Raw genomic sequence first — 18,639 nt, forward strand, 5'->3', positions numbered from 1 at the left:
GCCTGCCACCGGCGGGCGGGATACTGGAGGGCATGGACCAGCGTGCCGAACTGAGCGAGTTCCTCCGCAGCCGGCGGGGCCGGCTGCAGCCGGAGGACGTCGGGCTGCCCCAGGTGGGGCGGCTGCGGCGGGTGCCGGGGCTGCGCCGGGAGGAGCTGGCGCTGCTGGCGGGCGTCTCGGTGGCGTACTACACGCGCCTGGAGCAGGGGAACGGGCAGAACGTCTCCGTCGAGGTCCTCGACTCCATCGCGCGCGCCCTGCGCCTGAACGACGCCGAGCGCGCCCACCTGCTGCACCTGGCGAAGCCCGCGGACCGGAAGCGCAAGCGGTACCGCGGCTTCCGCCGGCAGACGGTGCGTCCGGCCGTGCTGAACCTGCTGGACTCCATGGAGTCGGTGCCGGCGCTCGTGCTGGGCCAGCGGCTGGACGTCCTCGCCTGGAACCGGCTGGCGCGCGCCCTGTTCGGGGACTTCGCCGCGCTGGATCCGGAGGAGCGGAACATGGCCCGGCACGTCTTCCTGTCGCCCGCCGCCCGCGACCTGTACGTCGACTGGGAGGCGAAGGCGACGGAGGTGGTGAGCGTCCTGCGGATGTACGCGGGCTGCTCGGCGGACGACCCCCGGCTGGCGACGCTCGTGGGGGACCTGTCGGTGCGCAGCCCCGAGTTCCGGTCGCTGTGGGCGGCGCACACCGTCCAGGAGAAGGGCCACGGCGTGAAGCGGCTGCGGCACCCGCTGGTCGGCGAGCTGACCCTGTCGTACGAGACGCTGAAGCTGGCCGACGACCACGACCAGAGCCTCCTCACGTACGCGGCGGAGCCGGGCTCCCCCTCCGCCGAGGCGCTGCGCCTCCTCGCGAACTGGGGCGTGGACGCCGCCGACGCCCCGTCGGGCACATTCGGAACTTCCACATCTCCCGCACCTGGGGACTCCTGAGTAACGGATTCCGCACCTATCGTGATCCCTGACCATCATCACCGGGGGATCACGAGGGGAATCGGCCATGGCCGTATCGAAGACCACCCGCGCGCGGACCGTCGCGCTCACCACGTCGCTGCTGCTCGCCGGCGGCATGTACGGGGCCACGTCGGCCCAGGCCCTGGACGGCTGTTCCACGATCAGCGGCGCTTCGGGGTGCTGGAGCAGCTCGCGGGACGCGTTCACCGTGCGGGACACGGCGGTGGACGGGGCGACGGTGCGCGTCGAGTACCGCGTCGACCTGGGCGCCGAGGACGTCGTGGGGCGGTGCGCGACCCGGGCGGACGGGGTCGTGACGCAGACCTGCGCGGTGAGCGGGCTGCCGGAGGGCAAGGCCGTCGTCTGGTCGGTGTCCACGTGGAAGGGGAGCGTGCTCGTCCAGCGCGGCCCGACGCAGTACCACACCAGCTGACCGGTGCACGGCGAAGGCGGCGGCGCCCCGTGGGGGCGCCGCCGCCTTCCTGGTGCGGTGGCCGGTGGCCGGCGGATCAGAGGGCCGAGCCGGCCTTCCAGTCGGCCCAGCTCATGTTCCAGCCGTTGAGGCCGTTGTCCGGCTTGATGGTCTTGTCCTTGGAGTTCTTGACGATGACCACGTCGCCGACGAGCGAGTTGTCGTAGAACCAGGCGGCGGGCTGGTTCGGGTCGCCGGCGCCCTTGACGTCGTTGAGGCCCACGCAGCCGTGGCTGGTGTTGACGTTGCCGAAGACGGAGTCGGCGCCCCAGTAGTTGCCGTGGATGAAGGTGCCGGACGTGGACAGCCGCATGGCGTGCGGGACGTCCTTGATGTCGTACTCGCCCTTGCCGTCGTCGTCCGTGAACCCGACGGTCGCGCCGTTCATCCGGGTCTCCTTGAACTTCTCGGAGATCACCATCTGACCGTTGTAGGTCGGGTTGTCCGGGGAGCCGGCGGAGATCGGGATCGTCTTGACCGTCTTGCCGTTGCGCTGGATCGTCATGGTCTTGGTGGCCACGTCGACGGTCGAGACCTGGTTGCGGCCGACCTTGAAGGTGACGGTCTTCTGCTGGACGCCGAAGACGCCGTCGGCGCCCTCGACGCCGTCGAGCTTCAGCTTCAGCGTGACCGTGGAGCCCTCGGTCCAGTACTTCTCGGGCCGGAAGTCGATGCGCTGGGTGTTGAACCAGTGACCGACGACCTCCTGGCCGCTGGAGGAGGACACCTCGATGCCGGCCTGGACGGCCTTCTTGTCGCTGATCGGCTTGTTGAAGTTGATCGACACCGGCATGCCGACGCCGACGGTCGAGCCGTCCTCGGGCGTGAAGTTGCCGATGAAGCTGTTCGCCTGGGAGACCGTCGTGAAGGACGCGTTCTCGTGGGCCTCGCGGCCCTCGGAGTCCTTCGCCGTCGCGGTGATCCGGTAGGTGGTCGCGCGCTCCAGCTGCTCGGACGGCTGCCAGCTCTTGCCGTCCGCGGAGAGCTCGCCCTTGACCGCCGTGCCCTCGGAGGAGGTCATCGTGACCGAGGTGAGCGTGCCCTCGGCGACCGTGACCTTGGCGTCGTTGTTGATCGACGCGTTGATCGCGCCGTTCTTCGGGGTGATCGATATTCGGGCCTGCGAGGTCTTCTGCGCCGCGGCCTCGTCGACCTGGGCCTGCGAGCTGTTCGGACTCTCACTGCTGCCGTTGGCGGCATCGGCCTCGTCGCCGCTGTTGCAGCCCGTGAGTACCAGCACACCGCTGAGCAGTGCGGACGCGGCCATCAGGCCTCTGCGCCGCTTACCGTCCGTCATCACACGCTTCTCCATCGTCATGGATTCCCTGTCAATACTTCCCCACAACACCCATAACACCCCTTCCGGTTCCACTTCGGCGCAGGGTGTGGGGAACACCACTGATCGACGCGCGGGCGCGCATCCCGGTTCCGGGTCTCGGGGTGGCCCCGGACACACGCGCGTGCGGGCATCCGGGACCTTGAAGGGTGTCACACATCCGGCTCAGAGGCGGTGGCCGTCCGCGTCCCGGTCGTCCCCGTCCGCGTCGTCCTCGTCGTCCTCGTCCTCGTCCTCGTCGTCGAGCTGCCAGGCGTCGGCGTCGGGGTCGTAGTCGGCCTGCTCGCTGCTCCAGGACGCCTGGACGAGCTCCACGCCGGGCACCTCGCCGACCAGCTGGAACGGCTCGACCAGGTAGGCGAGGGCTTCCGCTTCGTCCTCGTGGACGGCCGTGCCGGCGTGCGCCCGCTCCTCCTCGGGCATGAACTCGTCGTCCTTGATCCGTTGCAGAGCGGCGTCGGTCAGCCGGTCCCGTTCGGTCACCTCCAGCACCAGGTCCACGCGAAGCCGTACATACCGTGAGGTCTCAGAAGCGCTCATATGACGGAGCGTAAGCCGCCCGGAGCCGCGACTTTTCCACGACCCGCTGTGTTCACTAGCATCGGCGCAACACCCAATTCTCGATTCCGCAAGGGGATCTGAATCTGTGTCCGTCGCACGCCGACCTCTGCTGACCGCCACCGCCGCCGGGACGCTGCTCGGTGCTCTGTGGTTCGTCCCCTCGGCGAACGCCACCGGTGAGGAACCGGCCTCCCCGGAGACCCGGCGGTCGTCGTCCCAGGACGCCTCGGCGCCGCGCGCGCCGGGCGGGGAGCCGCCCCGGGGCCACGCCGCGCAGGAGCTGCGGCTGGCCGACACGGGAGGGCACGCCGAGACCGGGCCGTACCTGCTCGGCGGCTCGGCGTTCCTCGCCGTCGGCCTCGGCCTGGTGACCTTCGCGGTACGGCGCGGGGCGCACGCGGCGCTCTGACGCGTACGCCCCGGGGCGGTCCGGTGGGCGCGGGCCCACCGGACCCGGCCGTCAGGCCAGCGGGCCCGTGACCGGCTCGACCGCGGCGACGACCCCGCCCTCCCGTACGAACACGTCCGCCGCGTCCAGGTCGGGCGCCAGGAACCGGTCCGGGCCGGGCCCCTGCACGCCCGCCGCGCGCAGGGCGTCGATGACGGCGCGGGACGCGGGCGCCGGGGTGAGCCCGTGGCGCAGCTCGATCGCCCGCGTCGCCGCGTACAGCTCGACGGCGAGGATCCGGTTGAGGTTGCCGATCGCGGTGCGCAGCTTGCGCGCCGCCGACCAGCCCATGGAGACGTGGTCCTCCTGCATCGCGGACGACGGGATGGAGTCGGCGGACGCCGGGACGGCGAGCCGCTTCATCTCGCTGACCAGCGCGGCCTGCGTGTACTGGGCGATCATCAGGCCCGAGTCGACGCCGGCGTCGTCGGCGAGGAACGGCGGCAGGCCGTGGCTGCGGTTCTTGTCGAGGAGCCGGTCGGTGCGGCGCTCGGCGATGGAGCCGAGGTCGGCGGCGGCGACGGCGAGGAAGTCGAGGACGTACGCGACGGGGGCGCCGTGGAAGTTGCCGTTCGACTCCACGCGGCCGTCCGGCAGGACGACCGGGTTGTCGACGGCGGCGGCCAGCTCGCGCTCGGCGACGAGCCGGGCGTGCGCCATCGTGTCGCGGCCGGCGCCGGCGACCTGCGGGGCGCAGCGCACGGAGTAGGCGTCCTGGACGCGGGGGGCCTCGTCCACCTGGAAGTGGCCGACCAGGCCGGAGCCGTCGAGGACGGCGAGCATGTTGGCGGCCGCCGCGGCCTGGCCGGGGTGCGGGCGGATGGCGTGCAGCTCGGGGCGCAGCACCCGGTCCGTGCCGAGCAGCGCCTCCAGGGTGAGGGCGGCGGTGACGTCGGCCGTCTTGTACAGCTTTTCCAGGTCGGCGAGGGCCATGACCAGCATGCCGAGCATGCCGTCGGTGCCGTTGAGGAGGGCCAGCCCCTCCTTCTCGCGCAGTTCGACGGGGGTGATGCCGTGCTCGGCGAGCAGGTCGCCGGCGGCGCGGACGGTGCCGTCGGGGCCCTCGGCGTCGCCCTCGCCCATGAGCGCGAGGGCGCAGTGGGAGAGCGGCGCGAGGTCGCCGGAGCAGCCGAGGGAGCCGTACTCGTGGACGACGGGGGTGATGCCCGCGTTGAGGAGGTCGGCCATGGTCCGCGCCACGAGCGGGCGGACGCCGGTGTGGCCGGAGGCGACGGTCTTCAGGCGCAGGAACATCAGGGCGCGCACGACCTCCCGCTCGACGCGCGGGCCCATGCCGGCGGCGTGCGAGCGGACGATGTTGCGCTGGAGCCGGCCGCGCAGCTCCTGGCCGATGTGCCGCGTGGCGAGCGCCCCGAACCCGGTCGACACGCCGTACACCGGCTCGGGCTTGGCGGCGAGGGCGTCCACGGTCTCCCGGGCGCGGGCGAGTGCGTCGAGGGCCTCGGGGGAGAGCTCGACACGGGCGTCGCCGCGGGCGACGGCGATGACGTCGGCGGCGGTGGTACCGGACGTCCCCACCACGACAGTGTGCATATCCATATTCAGCAGCCTACGGATTGAATCGCAGCATGTCACTACCCCGTCCTGCGACCGCCCCTTACCCCTGAGTGACCGCCCCGCGACCGCCCCGGCCCATCCCGCGCACGGATGTCGGCCGCCCGCCCCTTCGGCGCTCACTCCTCCGGGTGCGCGTCACGGAACCGCCGGCGGTCACGCGCGGCGGTCGGCGGCGCGTCCGCGAGCCGTACGACGGCCCCGTCCCGCCCGGCGACCACCGGCTTCGGGGAGCGGGCCGCCTTCGCCCGGTACTGGGCGGCGTCCGCCAGCCGGAACAGCCGGCGGGCCGAGCGCACCGGCCCGATCGGGTCGCCCGTCGACGCCACCCCGCAGGCGACGCCCTCCCCGAACTCCAGTTCCCCGGCACGTACGCACAGCTCGTCGGCGACCGCGACCACCTCGTCCGCCTCCGGCCCGACCGACACCAGGCAGAACTCGTCGCCGCCGAGCCGCGCCGCCAGCGCGCCCGGCAGCCGGGCCCCCGCGCACGACAGCACCGACCCGAACCGCTCCAGGAGCCGGTCGCCGACGGCGTGCCCGTGGGTGTCGTTGACGTGCTTGAGCCCGTTCAGGTCGCACACGACGAGGCTCACCACGGAACCGTCCGCCAGGAACCGCTCGACGGCCTCGTCCAGCCTCGCGTCGACGGCCCTGCGGTTGGCGAGGCCGGTCAGCGGGTCCGTGAAGGCGAGCTTGCGCACCTCCTCCAGCCGCTCGGTCTGCGCGAGCCCGGCGGCGACGACCGAGGCGAGGACGGTCGCGAAGTCCGCGTCGTCCCGGTCGAAGACGGGCGCCCCGGCCGGGCGGGCCACGTAGAGCTCGCCCCAGGCCCGCCCGTGCAGCACGATCGGTGCGACCACGCAGCAGCCCCGTCCGCGCCGCCGCAGCGCGGCCACCCTCTGGTGGCAGTACCCGCGGCCGGGCGTCTCGGGCCCGCCGTCGGCGGTCTCCACCCAGGCGTCCGGTTCGCCGCCGCCCGCCCAGCGCTCGTGCAGGAACTCGGTGATCTCCGAGAACTGGTGCACGGGGTACGCCTCGGACTCCGGGAACTCCTCCTCGTCCGGCGCCCGCAGACCCGCGTTGACCAGGACCTTCAGCCGGCCGAGGTCCCGCTGCCAGACCGAGAGCGCCCCGAACGTACCGCCGAGCGCCCCGCAGGCCCCGAGCGCGGCGGCCCGCCAGCACTCGCGCGGAGTGCGCGCCGCCGCCATCCCCTGCGCGAGCGCCACCACGGCCCGCAGTCGGACATCCTCACCCATTCCCACAGCTTAGGGAGTAATCCATATTTTCAACCCGCGGGGTCGATCCCGGTTACGCCAGGTGCCCCGGCGGGCGCCGCCTCCCGCCGCCCGGCGGGTGCGCTACTCCCCCGGCCAGCGCGGCGCGCGCTTCTCGTTGAACGCGGCCACGCCCTCCTTGCGGTCCCCGGAGAAGGCGACGGACCGCCACGCGGCGTCCTCGACCTCCAGACCGGCCCGCAGGTCCAGCCCGTGGCCCAGCCGCAGGGCCCGCTTGGCGGCGCGCAGCCCCACCGGCGAGTTCGCCGCGATCCGCGCGCCCAGCTCCAGGGCGGCGCCGCGCGCGTCGTCCTCGACCAGCTCGTCGACCAGCCCCAGCCCGGCGGCCTCCGCGGCCGGCACCCGGCGGGCGGTGAACACCAGCTCCGCGGCGCGCGCCGCCCCGACCCGGCGCGGCAGCAGCTGCGTACCGCCGCCGCCGGGGATGACGCCCACGGACACCTCGGGCAGCCCGACGACCGCGGTCGCGTCGGCGACGATCAGGTCGCAGGCGAGCGCCAGCTCGAAGCCGCCGCCCAGGGCGAAGCCGCGCACCGCCGCGACGGACGGCATCGGCAGCTCCAGCACGCCCGTGTACGCGGCGCGGGCGGTCGGCCGCTGGCGCATCAGGTCGGCGTCCGTGAAGGAGTTCCGCTCCTTCAGGTCGGCGCCCACGCAGAAGGCCCGGTCGTGGGAGGAGGTCAGGACGGTGACACGGGCCGAGGGGTCGGCGGCGAGCGCGGCGCAGGCGGCGCCGATGGACCGGGCCATCTCGGTGGACACCGCGTTCATGGCCTCGGGCCGGTCGAGGACCAGCTCCGCCACGTACCCGTGCCTGCGTACGGCGACGAACTCCCCGTACCGCTCCTCCGACTGCTGCTCGGACATGGCGCCCACCCTCCCGGTTAACGACCGTTATCGCGTCTACCCGGGGATCTTAGGCTCCCGCCGCGACAGCATCCAGGGTTCGATGACGCCGAGGCCGCGGACCGGCCGCTGCCACATGGGCCGGAGGGCGAAGCGGTACGAGGGCGGGGTCCGGCCCTCCTTCTCCGCGCGGGCGGCCTCCTCCGCCGCCTGCGCCTCCGACGCGGGCGCCTCGGCCGTGCGGGACAGCTCCTCGGCGAAGGCGCCGTCGACGAGGACGGTGTCCTTGGGCGCTATCGAGGTGAGCCGGCTCGCCAGGTTCACGGTCGTCCCGAACACGTCGCCCATGCGGGTGGTGACCGTGCCGAAGGCGATCCCGACGCGCAGGGCGGGCATCGTCGCGTCCTCCCGCAGCGTCTCGATGAGGCGCAGCGAGATCTCCGCGGCCGTGCCCGCGTCGTCGGCGGCGAAGAGCACCTCGTCGCCCAGGGTCTTGATCAGCCGCCCGCCGTGCGCCGCGACCAGGTCGGCGCAGGTCGTCTCGAAGGTCTCGACCAGCTCGCCGAGCTCCTCCTCCTCCAGCCGGCGGGTGAGCCGGGTGAAGCCGACGAGGTCCGCGAAGCCCACGGCGAGCCGCCGGTCCACCATCTCGTCGTCGTCGCCCGCCTGCACCACCCGGCCGGTCGCCGCGGCCAGCTGCCGCCGCCACACGTACACCAGGAACTCCTGGAGCTCCGGCAGCAGCAGCTCCACCAGCGGGTAGGTGACCTCGGTGCGGGTCATGCCGGGCTCGGGCGGCTCGGTCAGCCCCTCCAGGAAGGAGTCGATCTGCCACTCCGCGAGCCGGGCCGTCGTCTGCCCCGTCGACCGGGCCACCTGCACGGCCATCGGCTCGCTGAGCAGCCCGGCCTCGACCAGGCCGGCCAGCCGGCGCAGCGCCAGCACGTCGGCCTCGGTCAGCGCCCGGGCCTGGCCGATGTCCGCGAAGCCCATGGCCCGCCAGAAGCGGGACGCGAGGTCCATGGAGACGCCGGCGGTACGGGCCGCCTGGAAGGGGGTGTAGCGCCGTTCGGCGCCGAGGATCAGGTGCTCCAGACGGATGGCGAGGGGGTTGTCGGTCGGCTCCGCCGTGTGATCGACGACATGATGGGGGGTGGGGTACTCCGCTCCGCCCGCGTTCTCGTCGTCGACGGTCACCGGCCGCCTCCTGCCCGATCCGTACGCACTGCCCTGCCTGCCGTTCTGTCGCTGACCCGCCGCGTCGACCCCCTTGTCGACCACCTCGGCGAACCCGGCCGACGGATCGCCTCAACGATACGGCAGGTGTGCCCTGGCTCACGTCCGCGCGGACGTGCGCGTTCAGCGCGCCGGGCGCAGGTGGACGATGTCGCCCGCGCCCACGGCCTCCCGCCGGCCGTCCGGGGTCGCCACGACGAGCCGCCCGTCCCCGTCGATCGCGGCCGCCTCCCCGGTGAGTGCCCGGTCGCCGGGCAGCTCCGCCCGCACGGACCGGCCCAGCGTCGCGCAGCCGGCGGCGTACGCGGCCTGGAGCCCGGACGCGGCGGGGTCGCCGCCGGCGGCGGTCCACCTGCCGTACCACTCCTCCAGGGACCGCAGGACGGCGCGCAGCAGCGGGTCGCGGTCGGTGCACACGGCGTCCGCGAGGGCGAGCGACCCGGCCGTGGGCACGGGCAGCTCGTCGGCGCGGAGGGTGACGTTGAGGCCGACGCCGACGACGATGCCGTGGTCGCCGGCGCGCTCGGCGAGGATGCCGCCGGCCTTGCGCTCCTCCCCGCCGACCGTGACGAGCAGGTCGTTGGGCCACTTCAGCGCCGTGTCGACGCCGGCGGCCCGTGCCAGCGCGGTGGCCACGGCGACCCCGGTCAGCAGCGGCAGCCAGGCCAGGCGGTGGGCCGGCACGTCCGGCTTGAGGAGGACGGAGAAGAACAGCCCCGAGCGGGCCGGCGCCGACCAGGCGCGGTCCAGGCGGCCCCGCCCGGAGGTCTGCTCCTCGGCGACGAGGACGGCGCCCTCGGGGAGTTCGGCCGCGCGGGAGGCCAGGTCGGTGTTGGTGGAACCGGTCGTGGGCACGAGATCGAGGGAGGTCCACAGCGCGCCCGGCCCCAGGAGGGCCCGGCGCAGCGCGGGGGCGCCCAGCGGGGGCCGTTCGAGGTCGCTCCAGCGGCTCGTCGGACCTGTTCCTTGACCAAGAGAGGGCGTCATGCAACCCAGCCTAGGTGTGGCAAAGACCGCACTGCCGAACGGCATCCCCGCCGATACGCTACGGGCCAGTAGCCAACGAACCCGTGACCACACGTGACCAGGCAGGGAGCCGCATCCCGATGTCCGAGCGTCAAGAGAACGACATGCACACGACCGCGGGGAAGCTCGCGGATCTGCAGCGCCGAATCGAGGAGGCGACGCACGCGGGGTCCGAGCGTGCCGTCGAGAAGCAGCACGCGAAGGGCAAGCTGACGGCCCGCGAGCGGATCGCCCTCCTGCTGGACGAGGACTCCTTCGTGGAACTGGACGAGTTCGCGAGGCACCGGTCCACCAACTTCGGCCTGGAGAACAACCGCCCGTACGGCGACGGCGTCGTCACCGGCTACGGCACGGTCGACGGCCGCCCGGTGGCGGTCTTCTCGCAGGACTTCACCGTCTTCGGCGGGGCGCTGGGCGAGACGTTCGGCCAGAAGATCGTCAAGGTGATGGACTTCGCGCTGAAGACCGGCTGCCCGGTCATCGGCATCAACGACTCCGGCGGCGCCCGCATCCAGGAGGGCGTCAGCGCCCTCGGCATGTACGGCGAGATCTTCCGCCGCAACACCCACGCGTCCGGGGTGATCCCGCAGATCAGCCTGGTCGTCGGCCCCTGCGCGGGCGGCGCCGTCTACTCCCCGGCGATCACCGACTTCACGGTGATGGTCGACCGGACGTCGCACATGTTCATCACCGGCCCGGACGTCATCAAGACGGTGACCGGCGAGGACGTCGGCTTCGAGGAGCTGGGCGGCGCGCGGACGCACAACGCGACGTCGGGCGTGGCGCACCACATGGCGGCGGACGAGAAGGACGCCATCGACTACGTGAAGTCGCTGCTGTCCTACCTGCCGTCCAACAACCTGTCGGAGCCCCCGTCCTTCCCGGAGGAGGCGGACCTCGACGTCACCGACGACGACCGCGAGCTGGACACGATCGTCCCGGACTCCGCGAACCAGCCGTACGACATCCACACGGTCGTCGAACACGTCCTGGACGACGGCGAGTTCCTGGAGACGCAGGGGATGTTCGCGCCGAACATCGTCACCGGCTTCGGCCGCGTCGAGGGCTTCCCGGTGGGCGTCGTCGCGAACCAGCCGATGCAGTTCGCGGGCTGCCTGGACATCAACGCGAGCGAGAAGGCGGCCCGCTTCGTCCGCACCTGCGACGCGTTCAACATCCCGGTCCTGACCTTCGTCGACGTACCGGGCTTCTTGCCGGGCGTGGACCAGGAGTACGGCGGCATCATCCGGCGCGGCGCGAAGCTGATCTACGCGTACGCGGAGGCGACCGTCCCGCTGATCACCGTCATCACCCGCAAGGCGTTCGGCGGCGCGTACGACGTGATGGGCTCCAAGCACCTCGGCGCCGACCTGAACCTGGCGTGGCCGACCGCGCAGATCGCCGTGATGGGCGCCCAGGGCGCGGTGAACATCCTGCACCGCCGCACCATCGCGGCGGCCCCGGACGACGAGCGGGAGGCGCTGCGCGCCCGGCTGATCCAGGAGTACGAGGACACGCTGCTCAACCCGTACACGGCGGCGGAGCGCGGCTACATCGACGCGGTGATCATGCCGTCCGAGACCCGCGCGCAGATCGTCCGCGGTCTGCGTCAGCTGCGCACCAAGCGGGAAAACCTGCCCCCGAAGAAGCACGGCAACATCCCCCTGTGAGGAGCCTCGATGATCAAGGTCGTACGGGGCAACCCGACCCCCGAGGAGCTCGCCGCCGCCCTGGCGGTGGTCAGGGCGCGCGCCGCGGCGACGGCCGCCGCCGAGGCGGCGGGCGCGCCGCCGCGGGGTCCGGAGGCCTGGTCCTCGCCCACGCGCATCGCGCGCGGCCTGCCGCCGTCCCCGGGGCCGCGGTCCTGGACGCGGAGCTACTGGCCGGCGTAGCCGCAGTGGTCTAGTCCGTTCGCGGGGGCCGCCTGAGTACGCGTACTCAGGCGGGACGGGCCCGCGGTCCGCAGGATCGAAGGATGCTGTGGTCCGACCCCGAGAACGAACCGCCCGAGGAGATGCGGGCCATGCAGGCCATGCTCCGCCGCGCCGGCGTCCTGCTGGCGCTGGCGATGCTCGTGGCGATGTTCGCCGCCGGGCTGCGCTGACGTCCCGGCCGGGAGCGGGCAGGGCCGGGAGCCGGACACGGTCGGGAGCGGGCACGGCCGGGAGCGGGCACGGCGTGCCGGACCCCGGGCCCGGGGCGGCCGGGCTGCATACGATGGCGGCATGACTGCTCAGCGTCGCCTCGTTCTCGCCTCCGCGTCCCCCGCCCGCCTCGGACTGCTGCGTCAGGCCGGGCTCTCCCCCGAGGTCGTCGTCAGCGGCTTCGACGAGAGCAGGGTGACCGCCCCGACCCCCGCCGAGCTGGCCCTGGCCCTCGCCGAGGCGAAGGCGTCGCTGGTGGCGGCCCGCCCGGAGGTGTCCGGCGCGCTGGTGATCGGCTGCGACTCGGTGCTGGAGCTGGACGGCCGGGCGCTCGGCAAGCCCGCCGACGCCGAGGAGGCCGTCGCCCGCTGGAAGTCCATGCGCGGCCGCGTCGGCGTCCTGCAGACCGGCCACTGCGTCCACGACACGGCGGCGAAGCGGTACGCCTCCGCGACCGCCTCCACGCTGGTCCGCTTCGGCGACCCGACGGACGAGGAGATCGCCGCGTACGTCGCCAGCGGCGAACCGCTCCACGTGGCGGGCGCCTTCACCCTGGACGGCCGCTCGGCGCCGTTCATCGACGGCATCGACGGCGACCCGGGCAACGTCATCGGCCTGTCGCTGCCGCTGCTGCGGCGCCTCCTGCGGCAACTGGGCGTGGCCGTGACCGACTTGTGGGCGTAGGGCGGTGGCGGGCGCGAGGCGGTCGCGGGCGGGGGCGCGTCACGCGGGCTGCGGGACCTCCCCGGCCGGGCCGTCGGGCCGGTCGTCCGGGCGGTCGTCCGTGTCCGCCGCGGCGGGGGCCCCGGGCGCTCCGTACGCGATGAGGGACAGCACCACCAGTCCCATGACCACCATCATCCACGTGAAGGCCACCCAGCCGCTGAGGCCGACGAGCACGGCGCCCAGCACCGCGTGGGTGACCGCGCAGGTGATCAGCAGGACGCGACCCCACCGGCCGGGCGCGGAGCGGCGGACGCCCGCGCGGAGCAGCACGGCGCCGCACAGCACGAGGTACGCGCCGAAGACGCCGCCCATCACCCAGGTGCCGGTGATCATCACGTCCGGGTCGAGGCCCGCCAGGGACATCCGCTGGTTCGACAGGATCGCCGCGAGCACGCCGTGCAGCAGCACGACGCCCACCGCCTGGGCGAACAGCACGACGGCCGCCGTCAGCGCTATCGGTCTGCGGTTCACCACGGGTACCCCCTGCCTGTTACCAGCGGTACGGACGACAACGCGCAGGCTACTCACGAGTAAACCCCCGGGCAAGGGTCACGGCGTCGCGGCAAAGAATCATTCGTCCATTCGTAGGGACTCCACAAAGAAACAGGACACCCCGCTGGCCCCCAGAACAGAGACCTTGGCCACACCCCGGGGCTACTGTGCAGTCAAGAAGCCCTGCGTACCGAGGCGGGGCAAGGGGTTTCGGGTCCGAGCGAGCCCCGCATCACGCTCCGTGTGGGCAACCTCACGACCGGGGAAGAGTCGAAACGTCGTGTCGGCAGTCCCTAAACTCAGCGTGTTTTGGGAATGGAGGGAGCCATCGTGCGCAAGGTGCTCATCGCCAACCGTGGCGAAATCGCTGTCCGTGTCGCCCGTGCCTGCCGGGACGCCGGGATCGCGAGCGTAGCCGTCTACGCCGATCCGGACCGGGACGCCCTGCACGTCCGTGCGGCGGACGAGGCGTTCGCCCTGGGCGGTGACACCCCGGCGGCCAGCTATCTGGACATCGCGAAGGTGCTTCAGGCGGCCAAGGACTCGGGGGCCGACGCGGTCCACCCGGGTTACGGCTTCCTGTCGGAGAACGCGGAGTTCGCCCAGGCCGTCATCGACGCCGGCCTCGTCTGGATCGGCCCGCCGCCGCAGGCGATCCGGGACCTCGGCGACAAGGTGGCGGCGCGTCACATCGCGCAGCGCGCCGGCGCGCCGCTGGTCGCCGGGACGCCCGACCCGGTCTCCGGCGCGGACGAGGTCGTCGCGTTCGCCCGGGAGCACGGGCTGCCGATCGCGATCAAGGCGGCGTTCGGCGGCGGCGGCCGCGGCCTGAAGGTGGCCCGCACGCTCGAAGAGGTCCCCGAGCTGTACGACTCGGCCGTCCGCGAGGCCGTCGCGGCGTTCGGCCGCGGCGAGTGCTTCGTGGAGCGGTACCTGGACCGGCCGCGGCACGTGGAGACGCAGTGCCTGGCCGACCGGCACGGCAACGTCGTCGTCGTGTCGACGCGCGACTGCTCCCTGCAGCGCCGCCACCAGAAGCTGGTGGAGGAGGCCCCGGCGCCGTTCCTCACCGCCGAGCAGAACGCCGAGCTGTACCGGGCGTCGAAGGCCATCCTCAAGGAGGCCGGCTACGTCGGCGCGGGCACCGTCGAGTTCCTGGTCGGCAACGACGGCACGATCTCCTTCCTGGAGGTCAACACCCGCCTCCAGGTCGAGCACCCGGTGACCGAGGAGGTCACCGGCATCGACCTCGTACGGGAGATGTTCCGCATCGCGGACGGCGAGGAGCTCGGCTACGGCGACCCGGAGGTGCGCGGCCACTCCTTCGAGTTCCGCATCAACGGCGAGGACCCGGGCCGGGGCTTCCTGCCCGCGCCGGGCACGGTCACCACGTTCGCCCCGCCGTCCGGCCCGGGCGTCCGGCTGGACGCGGGCGTCGAGTCGGGCAGCGTCATCGGCCCGGCCTGGGACTCCCTGCTGGCGAAGCTGATCGTGTCGGGCGCGACCCGGCAGCAGGCACTGGAGCGGGCGCGGCGCGCGCTGGCCGAGTTCCAGGTGGAGGGCATGGCCACGGCCATCCCGTTCCACCGCGCGGTCGTCGCGGACCCGGCGTTCGCCCCGGCGGAAGGCCCGTTCAAGATCCACACGCGGTGGATCGAGACGGAGTTCGTCAACGAGATCAAGCCGTTCGCCGCTCCCGCCGACGCGGAGGACGAGGAGACGGGCCGCGAGACGGTCGTCGTCGAGGTGGGCGGCAAGCGCCTCGAGGTGTCGCTGCCGTCGTCGCTCGGCATGAGCCTGGCCCGTACGGGCCTGGCGGCCGGCGCCCGGCCGAAGCGGCGCGCGAAGAAGAAGGCCTCGTCGGCCGCGTCCGGCGACACGCTGACCTCCCCGATGCAGGGCACCATCGTGAAGGTGGCCGTCGAGGAGGGCCAGACGGTCGAGGAGGGCGACCTGATCGTCGTCCTGGAGGCCATGAAGATGGAGCAGCCGCTGAACGCGCACCGCGCGGGCACCGTGAAGGGCCTGACCGCGGAGGTCGGCGCGTCCGTGACGTCGGGTGCGGCGATCTGCGAGATCAAGGACTGAGTTCTTTGGCTCGCTCCGCCTCCGGGGCGCTGTGAGCGGGTGTCGGGACGGTGAACGTGCTCAGCACCCCTCTCCGGCTCGTTCCGCCTCCGGGGCGCTGTGAGCGGGTGTCGACAGGCCGAACGTGCTCAACCTCCCCCAGACTTCGTCCGGGGGTACCCCCATCGTTCCTCGGGGTCTGCGCGCGATCGGCCTGTCGACACCCGCGCGCCCCTTCGGCTCCACGAGCGGTACAGGGGGGCGGCCTACCCTCCCGCCCCCAGCCCCGTCCCATCAGTTTCACGAGGCACCTCCCGCGCCGTACCCGGCCCCCGCGCCCGCGTGCCCCTTGGACCGTCCGCGCGATGGCATCCTGGAGGGACGAGGGAGGACCGCCGGATGACGACGACCAGGCCGATGCGCGCCGACGCCCGCCGCAACCACGAGCGGCTGCTGCGGGTGGCGCGCGCGGCCTTCGCGGAGCAGGGCACGGACGCGGCGCTGGAGGACATCGCCCGGCGTGCGGGCGTGGGGATCGGCACGCTGTACCGCCACTTCCCGAACCGGCACGCCCTGATGAACGCGGTGTTCCAGGACGCCGTGACCGCCCTGCTGGCCCGTTCCCGCGAACTGGCGGAGGCGGACGAGCCGTGCGCGGCGCTCGTGGAGTGGCTCCGCGCGGTCGTCACCCACGCGGGCGAGTACCGGGGCCTGGCGCGGGCGCTGATGTCGGCGTCGTACGACCCGACTTCGGCGCTGTCGCAGTGCAACGACCCGCTCCGCGAGGCGGGCGCCCGCCTGCTGACCCGTGCGCAGGAGGCGGGCGTGGTACGGCACGACGTGTCCATCGGCGACCTGCTGCAACTGACGAACGCGATAGCCCTGGCGGCGGAGCAGGACCCGAGGGACGACGCCCTGGCGGACCGCCTCCTCACGCTCACCCTGCGCGGTGTGAAGCCCTGAGGTCCGCGGGCGCCGCCCGGCGCAGCCCGGTGTACTCCAGCGCCGCGTAGACCGCCACGACGAGCGCGCCGATCAGCATGAAGACGACGCCGAACCCCGTGAGCGGCAGGAAGCCGCCGAACGCCACGGCGGCGCACGCGACGGCACAGGTCCCGTTGACGGCGACCACGGCCCGGACGAGCGCGGGCGGGATCACCGGGGGGCCCGCGATCAGGGCGAGCGCGACCGCCCCGCCGATCTGGAAGACGCCGAAAGCGACCGCGAACGCGACCGGCATCCCGGTGGCGGAACCGAGCGGCCCCGCGGCGGCGACCAGCACGAGACCCGTCACGGCGGTGCTGAGGGCGTCCACGCGCAGCACCGTGCGCAGGAACCGGGCGGCGTCCGGCGGGGGCGGGGCCGTACCGGTCGTGGGCGGGGCGTGCGTCATCGCGGTCCTCCTCCTCGTGGGGTGGGGCCCACCGTGGCACGCGCCGGGTCGCGCACTCCATGACCTCACGGGTCATGGCGCCCGCCCCGGTGGTGCGTACGGTGGAGCGGTGAAGACCGACGACCCGCCCCGTGTGGGGCGGTTACTCCGCGAGTGGCGGCAGCGCAGGAAGCTCAGCCAGCTCGACCTGGCGCTGCGGGCGGACACCTCCACGCGGCACCTGTCCTGTGTGGAGACCGGCCGCGCCCGGCCCAGCCGGGAGATGGTGCTCCGGCTCGCCGACCACCTCGACGTGCCCCTGCGCGACCGCAACGGCCTGCTGCTGGCGGCCGGTTACGCCCCCGCGTACCGGGAGAGCCCACTGGGGAGCGAGCGGATGGCGATGGCCCGCGCCGCGCTGAGGACGATGCTGCTGCGCCACGAGCCCCATCCGGCCGCCGCCGTCGACGGGATGTGGAACATCGTCGACCACAACCGTGCGATGTCCGTGCTGCTCGGTTTCGTGCCGCCGCGCCTGACCGAGTCGGGCGGGAACGTGATGCGGCTGATCCTCCATCCGGAGGGCCTGGCCCCCCGGTGCCTGAACTTCGCGGAGGTCCGCGCCCACGCCCTCGGCCGCCTCCGCCACCAGGCCGCCGCCACCGGCCGCCGCGACCTGCGGGACCTGTACGAGGAGGTGTCCGCCTACCCGCCGCCTCCCGGCCTGGACCCGGCGCCCGGCCCGGTGGACCCGACGGGCATCGCCGTCCCGCTGCGCATCCGCACGCCGTACGGGGATATGTCCTTCTTCAGCATGATCGCCACCTTCGGCGCGCCGGCGGACGTGACGCTCTCCGAACTGGCGGTGGAGGCGTTCTTCCCGATGGACGAGGAGACGGCGGCCCGCCTCCGCGCCTTCGCCTCCGCAAGCGGAACCGGGGAGGGGGACGGGTCCGGGTCCGGGCCCGGGGCTGGGGACGGGGACGAACCCGGGGCCCGTGACGGCACCGGCTCGTGAGCGGTCCGTCGTACGGGGTGCCGCCGGTGGGGCCGCGCCCCGGCGGGCGGGGTGGGGCCCGGGTGGGAGGGGGCGTCAGCGGCGGCGGAGGTCGGCGACGCGGGCCTGGCGCTCCTGGTGGTCCGGGGGCAGGGGGGCGCTGCGGAGCTGGGGGCCCGGGTGGCGGGCGCCGCGCTGGCCGGGCAGGGGCACGTCCCGGCGGTGGTGGCGGGGCTGCCGCGCGCCCTCCGCGGCGGACGTGCCGGGGCCGCCGCCCGCGACGGTGATCTGGACGCCCTGGTCGGCGAGGGCCTGGAGCTCCATCGCCGCCCGTTCGTCGTGGGCGGGCGGCTCGTCCGTCACCAGGCGCGTGATCGTGTCCGTGGGGACGGTCTGGAACATCGTGTCCGTACCGAGCTTGGTGTGGTCCGCGAGGACCACGACCTCCGCCGCCGCCTGGACCAGTGCCCGGTCGACGCTCGCGGACAGCATGTTCGACGTGGACAGCCCGCGCTCCGCGGTGAGCCCCGCACCGGACAGGAACGCCCGCGACACGCGCAGCCCGTGCAGGGACTGCTCCGCGCCGCTGCCGACCAGCGCGTAGTTGGAGCCGCGCAGCGTCCCCCCGGTCATGACCACCTCGACGCGGTTGGCGTGCGCCAGCGCCTGGGCGACCAGCAGGGAGTTGGTCACCACGGTCAGCCCGGGGACGCGGGCGAGCCGGCGGGCCAGCTCCTGCGTCGTCGTACCGGCGCCGACGACGATCGCCTCGCCCTCTTGGACGAGCCCGGCGGCGACGTCGGCGATCGCCGTCTTCTCCGCCGTCGCGAGATGGGATTTCTGCGGGTAGCCGGACTCCCGCGTGAAACCGCCCGGCAGCACCGCACCGCCGTGCCGGCGGTCGAGGAGTCCTTCGGCCTCGAGCGCCCGCACGTCCCGCCGGACGGTCACTTCGGAGGTCTGGACGACGCGGGCGAGCTCCCGGAGCGACACCGCTCCGTTGGCACGCACCATTTCAAGGATCAACTGGCGACGTTCTGCAGCGAACACGGAACTGACAGTAACCCCAGCAACCGGCCCTTTG

General features: G+C 73.4%; 20 protein-coding genes. 10 read left to right on the forward strand and 10 right to left on the reverse strand.

Translation table 11 applies throughout. The features are described from left to right. Window positions 1–32: 32 nt before the first annotated feature. The gene (locus IE106_RS02165; protein WP_189529502.1) at window positions 33–935 is read left to right on the forward strand and encodes a helix-turn-helix domain-containing protein; all 903 of its coding nucleotides are present in this window, start codon (window positions 33–35) and stop codon (window positions 933–935) included. 67 nt (window positions 936–1,002) lie between these two features. Next, the gene (locus IE106_RS02170) at window positions 1,003–1,389 is read left to right on the forward strand and encodes a hypothetical protein (RefSeq protein WP_189529503.1); all 387 of its coding nucleotides are present in this window, start codon (window positions 1,003–1,005) and stop codon (window positions 1,387–1,389) included. Window positions 1,390–1,465: 76 nt separating this feature from the next. Here the strand turns inward: IE106_RS02170 and IE106_RS02175 are convergent, their stop codons facing one another. Continuing rightward, on the reverse strand, window positions 1,466–2,740 hold the full coding sequence (locus IE106_RS02175) for a L,D-transpeptidase (RefSeq protein WP_189529948.1): 1,275 nt from the start codon (window positions 2,738–2,740) through the stop codon (window positions 1,466–1,468). Between the two features lie 189 nt (window positions 2,741–2,929). After that, on the reverse strand, window positions 2,930–3,304 hold the full coding sequence (locus IE106_RS02180; RefSeq protein WP_189529504.1) for a hypothetical protein: 375 nt from the start codon (window positions 3,302–3,304) through the stop codon (window positions 2,930–2,932). A gap of 106 nt (window positions 3,305–3,410) precedes the next feature. Between IE106_RS02180 and IE106_RS02185 the strand changes: the two genes are divergently transcribed. Then, complete coding sequence (locus tag IE106_RS02185; RefSeq protein WP_189529505.1) at window positions 3,411–3,734, forward strand: hypothetical protein; 324 nt, start codon at window positions 3,411–3,413, stop codon at window positions 3,732–3,734. Window positions 3,735–3,785: 51 nt separating this feature from the next. Here IE106_RS02185 and hutH read toward each other — a convergent pair whose 3' ends face one another. From hutH to IE106_RS02210, 5 genes are all read right to left on the reverse strand, one after another. Next, on the reverse strand, window positions 3,786–5,327 hold the full coding sequence (hutH, locus tag IE106_RS02190; protein ID WP_189529949.1) for a histidine ammonia-lyase: 1,542 nt from the start codon (window positions 5,325–5,327) through the stop codon (window positions 3,786–3,788). A 140-nt stretch (window positions 5,328–5,467) separates the two neighbouring features. Next, the gene (locus tag IE106_RS02195; protein ID WP_373295889.1) at window positions 5,468–6,610 is read right to left on the reverse strand and encodes a GGDEF domain-containing protein; all 1,143 of its coding nucleotides are present in this window, start codon (window positions 6,608–6,610) and stop codon (window positions 5,468–5,470) included. Window positions 6,611–6,712: 102 nt separating this feature from the next. Further along, window positions 6,713–7,516 (reverse strand): enoyl-CoA hydratase/isomerase family protein, encoded by an 804-nt coding sequence (locus IE106_RS02200; RefSeq protein ID WP_189529507.1) that lies wholly within the window; start codon window positions 7,514–7,516, stop codon window positions 6,713–6,715. Window positions 7,517–7,552: 36 nt separating this feature from the next. Further along, window positions 7,553–8,692, reverse strand: a complete 1,140-nt coding sequence (locus IE106_RS02205) for an adenylate/guanylate cyclase domain-containing protein (RefSeq protein WP_189529508.1) — start codon at window positions 8,690–8,692, stop codon at window positions 7,553–7,555. Window positions 8,693–8,854: 162 nt separating this feature from the next. Beyond that, window positions 8,855–9,718 (reverse strand): biotin--[acetyl-CoA-carboxylase] ligase, encoded by an 864-nt coding sequence (locus IE106_RS02210; RefSeq protein WP_189529509.1) that lies wholly within the window; start codon window positions 9,716–9,718, stop codon window positions 8,855–8,857. Window positions 9,719–9,837: 119 nt separating this feature from the next. On the opposite strand from IE106_RS02210, the gene IE106_RS02215 reads away from it, so the two are divergent. The 4 genes from IE106_RS02215 to IE106_RS02225 all read left to right on the forward strand — a co-directional run bounded on the left by IE106_RS02215 (window position 9,838) and on the right by IE106_RS02225 (window position 12,585). Continuing rightward, window positions 9,838–11,427, forward strand: a complete 1,590-nt coding sequence (locus IE106_RS02215; RefSeq protein ID WP_189529510.1) for an acyl-CoA carboxylase subunit beta — start codon at window positions 9,838–9,840, stop codon at window positions 11,425–11,427. A gap of 9 nt (window positions 11,428–11,436) precedes the next feature. Next, window positions 11,437–11,649 (forward strand): acyl-CoA carboxylase epsilon subunit, encoded by a 213-nt coding sequence (locus IE106_RS02220; protein WP_189529511.1) that lies wholly within the window; start codon window positions 11,437–11,439, stop codon window positions 11,647–11,649. Between the two features lie 83 nt (window positions 11,650–11,732). Then, a complete protein-coding gene (mmpB, locus tag IE106_RS30640) occupies window positions 11,733–11,861 on the forward strand; it encodes a morphogenic membrane protein MmpB (RefSeq protein WP_268255274.1) in 129 nt (42 codons plus the stop codon). 121 nt (window positions 11,862–11,982) lie between these two features. Continuing rightward, window positions 11,983–12,585 (forward strand): nucleoside triphosphate pyrophosphatase, encoded by a 603-nt coding sequence (locus IE106_RS02225; protein ID WP_189529512.1) that lies wholly within the window; start codon window positions 11,983–11,985, stop codon window positions 12,583–12,585. A 39-nt stretch (window positions 12,586–12,624) separates the two neighbouring features. Here the strand turns inward: IE106_RS02225 and IE106_RS02230 are convergent, their stop codons facing one another. Continuing rightward, entirely contained in the window at window positions 12,625–13,101 is a 477-nt protein-coding gene (locus IE106_RS02230) for a hypothetical protein (protein ID WP_373295890.1), read from the reverse strand. Between the two features lie 348 nt (window positions 13,102–13,449). Between IE106_RS02230 and IE106_RS02235 the strand changes: the two genes are divergently transcribed. Together IE106_RS02235 and IE106_RS02240 are read left to right on the forward strand one after the other, a co-directional pair. Further along, a complete protein-coding gene (locus IE106_RS02235) occupies window positions 13,450–15,207 on the forward strand; it encodes an acetyl/propionyl/methylcrotonyl-CoA carboxylase subunit alpha (RefSeq protein ID WP_189529513.1) in 1,758 nt (585 codons plus the stop codon). A 378-nt stretch (window positions 15,208–15,585) separates the two neighbouring features. Then, on the forward strand, window positions 15,586–16,149 hold the full coding sequence (locus tag IE106_RS02240) for a TetR/AcrR family transcriptional regulator (protein ID WP_229839941.1): 564 nt from the start codon (window positions 15,586–15,588) through the stop codon (window positions 16,147–16,149). Here IE106_RS02240 and IE106_RS02245 read toward each other — a convergent pair. After that, a complete protein-coding gene (locus IE106_RS02245; protein WP_189529514.1) occupies window positions 16,124–16,579 on the reverse strand; it encodes a hypothetical protein in 456 nt (151 codons plus the stop codon). The genes IE106_RS02240 and IE106_RS02245 overlap by 26 nt on opposite strands. A gap of 109 nt (window positions 16,580–16,688) precedes the next feature. Here IE106_RS02245 and IE106_RS02250 point away from each other — a divergent pair, with 109 nt between their 5' ends. After that, the gene (locus IE106_RS02250) at window positions 16,689–17,576 is read left to right on the forward strand and encodes a helix-turn-helix domain-containing protein (protein ID WP_189529515.1); all 888 of its coding nucleotides are present in this window, start codon (window positions 16,689–16,691) and stop codon (window positions 17,574–17,576) included. A gap of 75 nt (window positions 17,577–17,651) precedes the next feature. Here IE106_RS02250 and IE106_RS02255 read toward each other — a convergent pair whose 3' ends face one another. Next, window positions 17,652–18,605 carry a DeoR/GlpR family DNA-binding transcription regulator gene (locus IE106_RS02255; protein ID WP_189529516.1) on the reverse strand — a complete coding sequence of 318 codons (954 nt, stop codon included), beginning with the start codon at window positions 18,603–18,605 and terminating at the stop codon, window positions 17,652–17,654. Between the last annotated feature and the right edge of the window lie 34 nt (window positions 18,606–18,639).

Origin of the sequence: Streptomyces roseolilacinus (assembly GCF_014649335.1) — a bacterium.
Taxonomy (GTDB): domain Bacteria; phylum Actinomycetota; class Actinomycetes; order Streptomycetales; family Streptomycetaceae; genus Streptomyces; species Streptomyces roseolilacinus.

What these genes read in the sequence shown, in the direction of transcription:
- IE106_RS02215 (WP_189529510.1), top strand. Translation starts at nt 9,838, where the DNA reads ATGTCCGAGCGTCAAGAGAACGACATGCACACGACCGCGGGGAAGCTC.
- IE106_RS02180 (WP_189529504.1), bottom strand. Translation starts at nt 3,304, where the DNA reads ATGAGCGCTTCTGAGACCTCACGGTATGTACGGCTTCGCGTGGACCTG.
- IE106_RS02225 (WP_189529512.1), top strand. Translation starts at nt 11,983, where the DNA reads ATGACTGCTCAGCGTCGCCTCGTTCTCGCCTCCGCGTCCCCCGCCCGC.
- IE106_RS02245 (WP_189529514.1), bottom strand. Translation starts at nt 16,579, where the DNA reads ATGACGCACGCCCCGCCCACGACCGGTACGGCCCCGCCCCCGCCGGAC.
- IE106_RS02165 (WP_189529502.1), top strand. Translation starts at nt 33, where the DNA reads ATGGACCAGCGTGCCGAACTGAGCGAGTTCCTCCGCAGCCGGCGGGGC.
- IE106_RS02175 (WP_189529948.1), bottom strand. Translation starts at nt 2,740, where the DNA reads ATGGAGAAGCGTGTGATGACGGACGGTAAGCGGCGCAGAGGCCTGATG.
- IE106_RS02240 (WP_229839941.1), top strand. Translation starts at nt 15,586, where the DNA reads ATGACGACGACCAGGCCGATGCGCGCCGACGCCCGCCGCAACCACGAG.
- IE106_RS02200 (WP_189529507.1), bottom strand. Translation starts at nt 7,516, where the DNA reads ATGTCCGAGCAGCAGTCGGAGGAGCGGTACGGGGAGTTCGTCGCCGTA.
- mmpB (WP_268255274.1), top strand. Translation starts at nt 11,733, where the DNA reads ATGCTGTGGTCCGACCCCGAGAACGAACCGCCCGAGGAGATGCGGGCC.
- IE106_RS02195 (WP_373295889.1), bottom strand. Translation starts at nt 6,610, where the DNA reads ATGGGTGAGGATGTCCGACTGCGGGCCGTGGTGGCGCTCGCGCAGGGG.
- hutH (WP_189529949.1), bottom strand. Translation starts at nt 5,327, where the DNA reads ATGCACACTGTCGTGGTGGGGACGTCCGGTACCACCGCCGCCGACGTC.
- IE106_RS02210 (WP_189529509.1), bottom strand. Translation starts at nt 9,718, where the DNA reads ATGACGCCCTCTCTTGGTCAAGGAACAGGTCCGACGAGCCGCTGGAGC.
- IE106_RS02170 (WP_189529503.1), top strand. Translation starts at nt 1,003, where the DNA reads ATGGCCGTATCGAAGACCACCCGCGCGCGGACCGTCGCGCTCACCACG.
- IE106_RS02220 (WP_189529511.1), top strand. Translation starts at nt 11,437, where the DNA reads ATGATCAAGGTCGTACGGGGCAACCCGACCCCCGAGGAGCTCGCCGCC.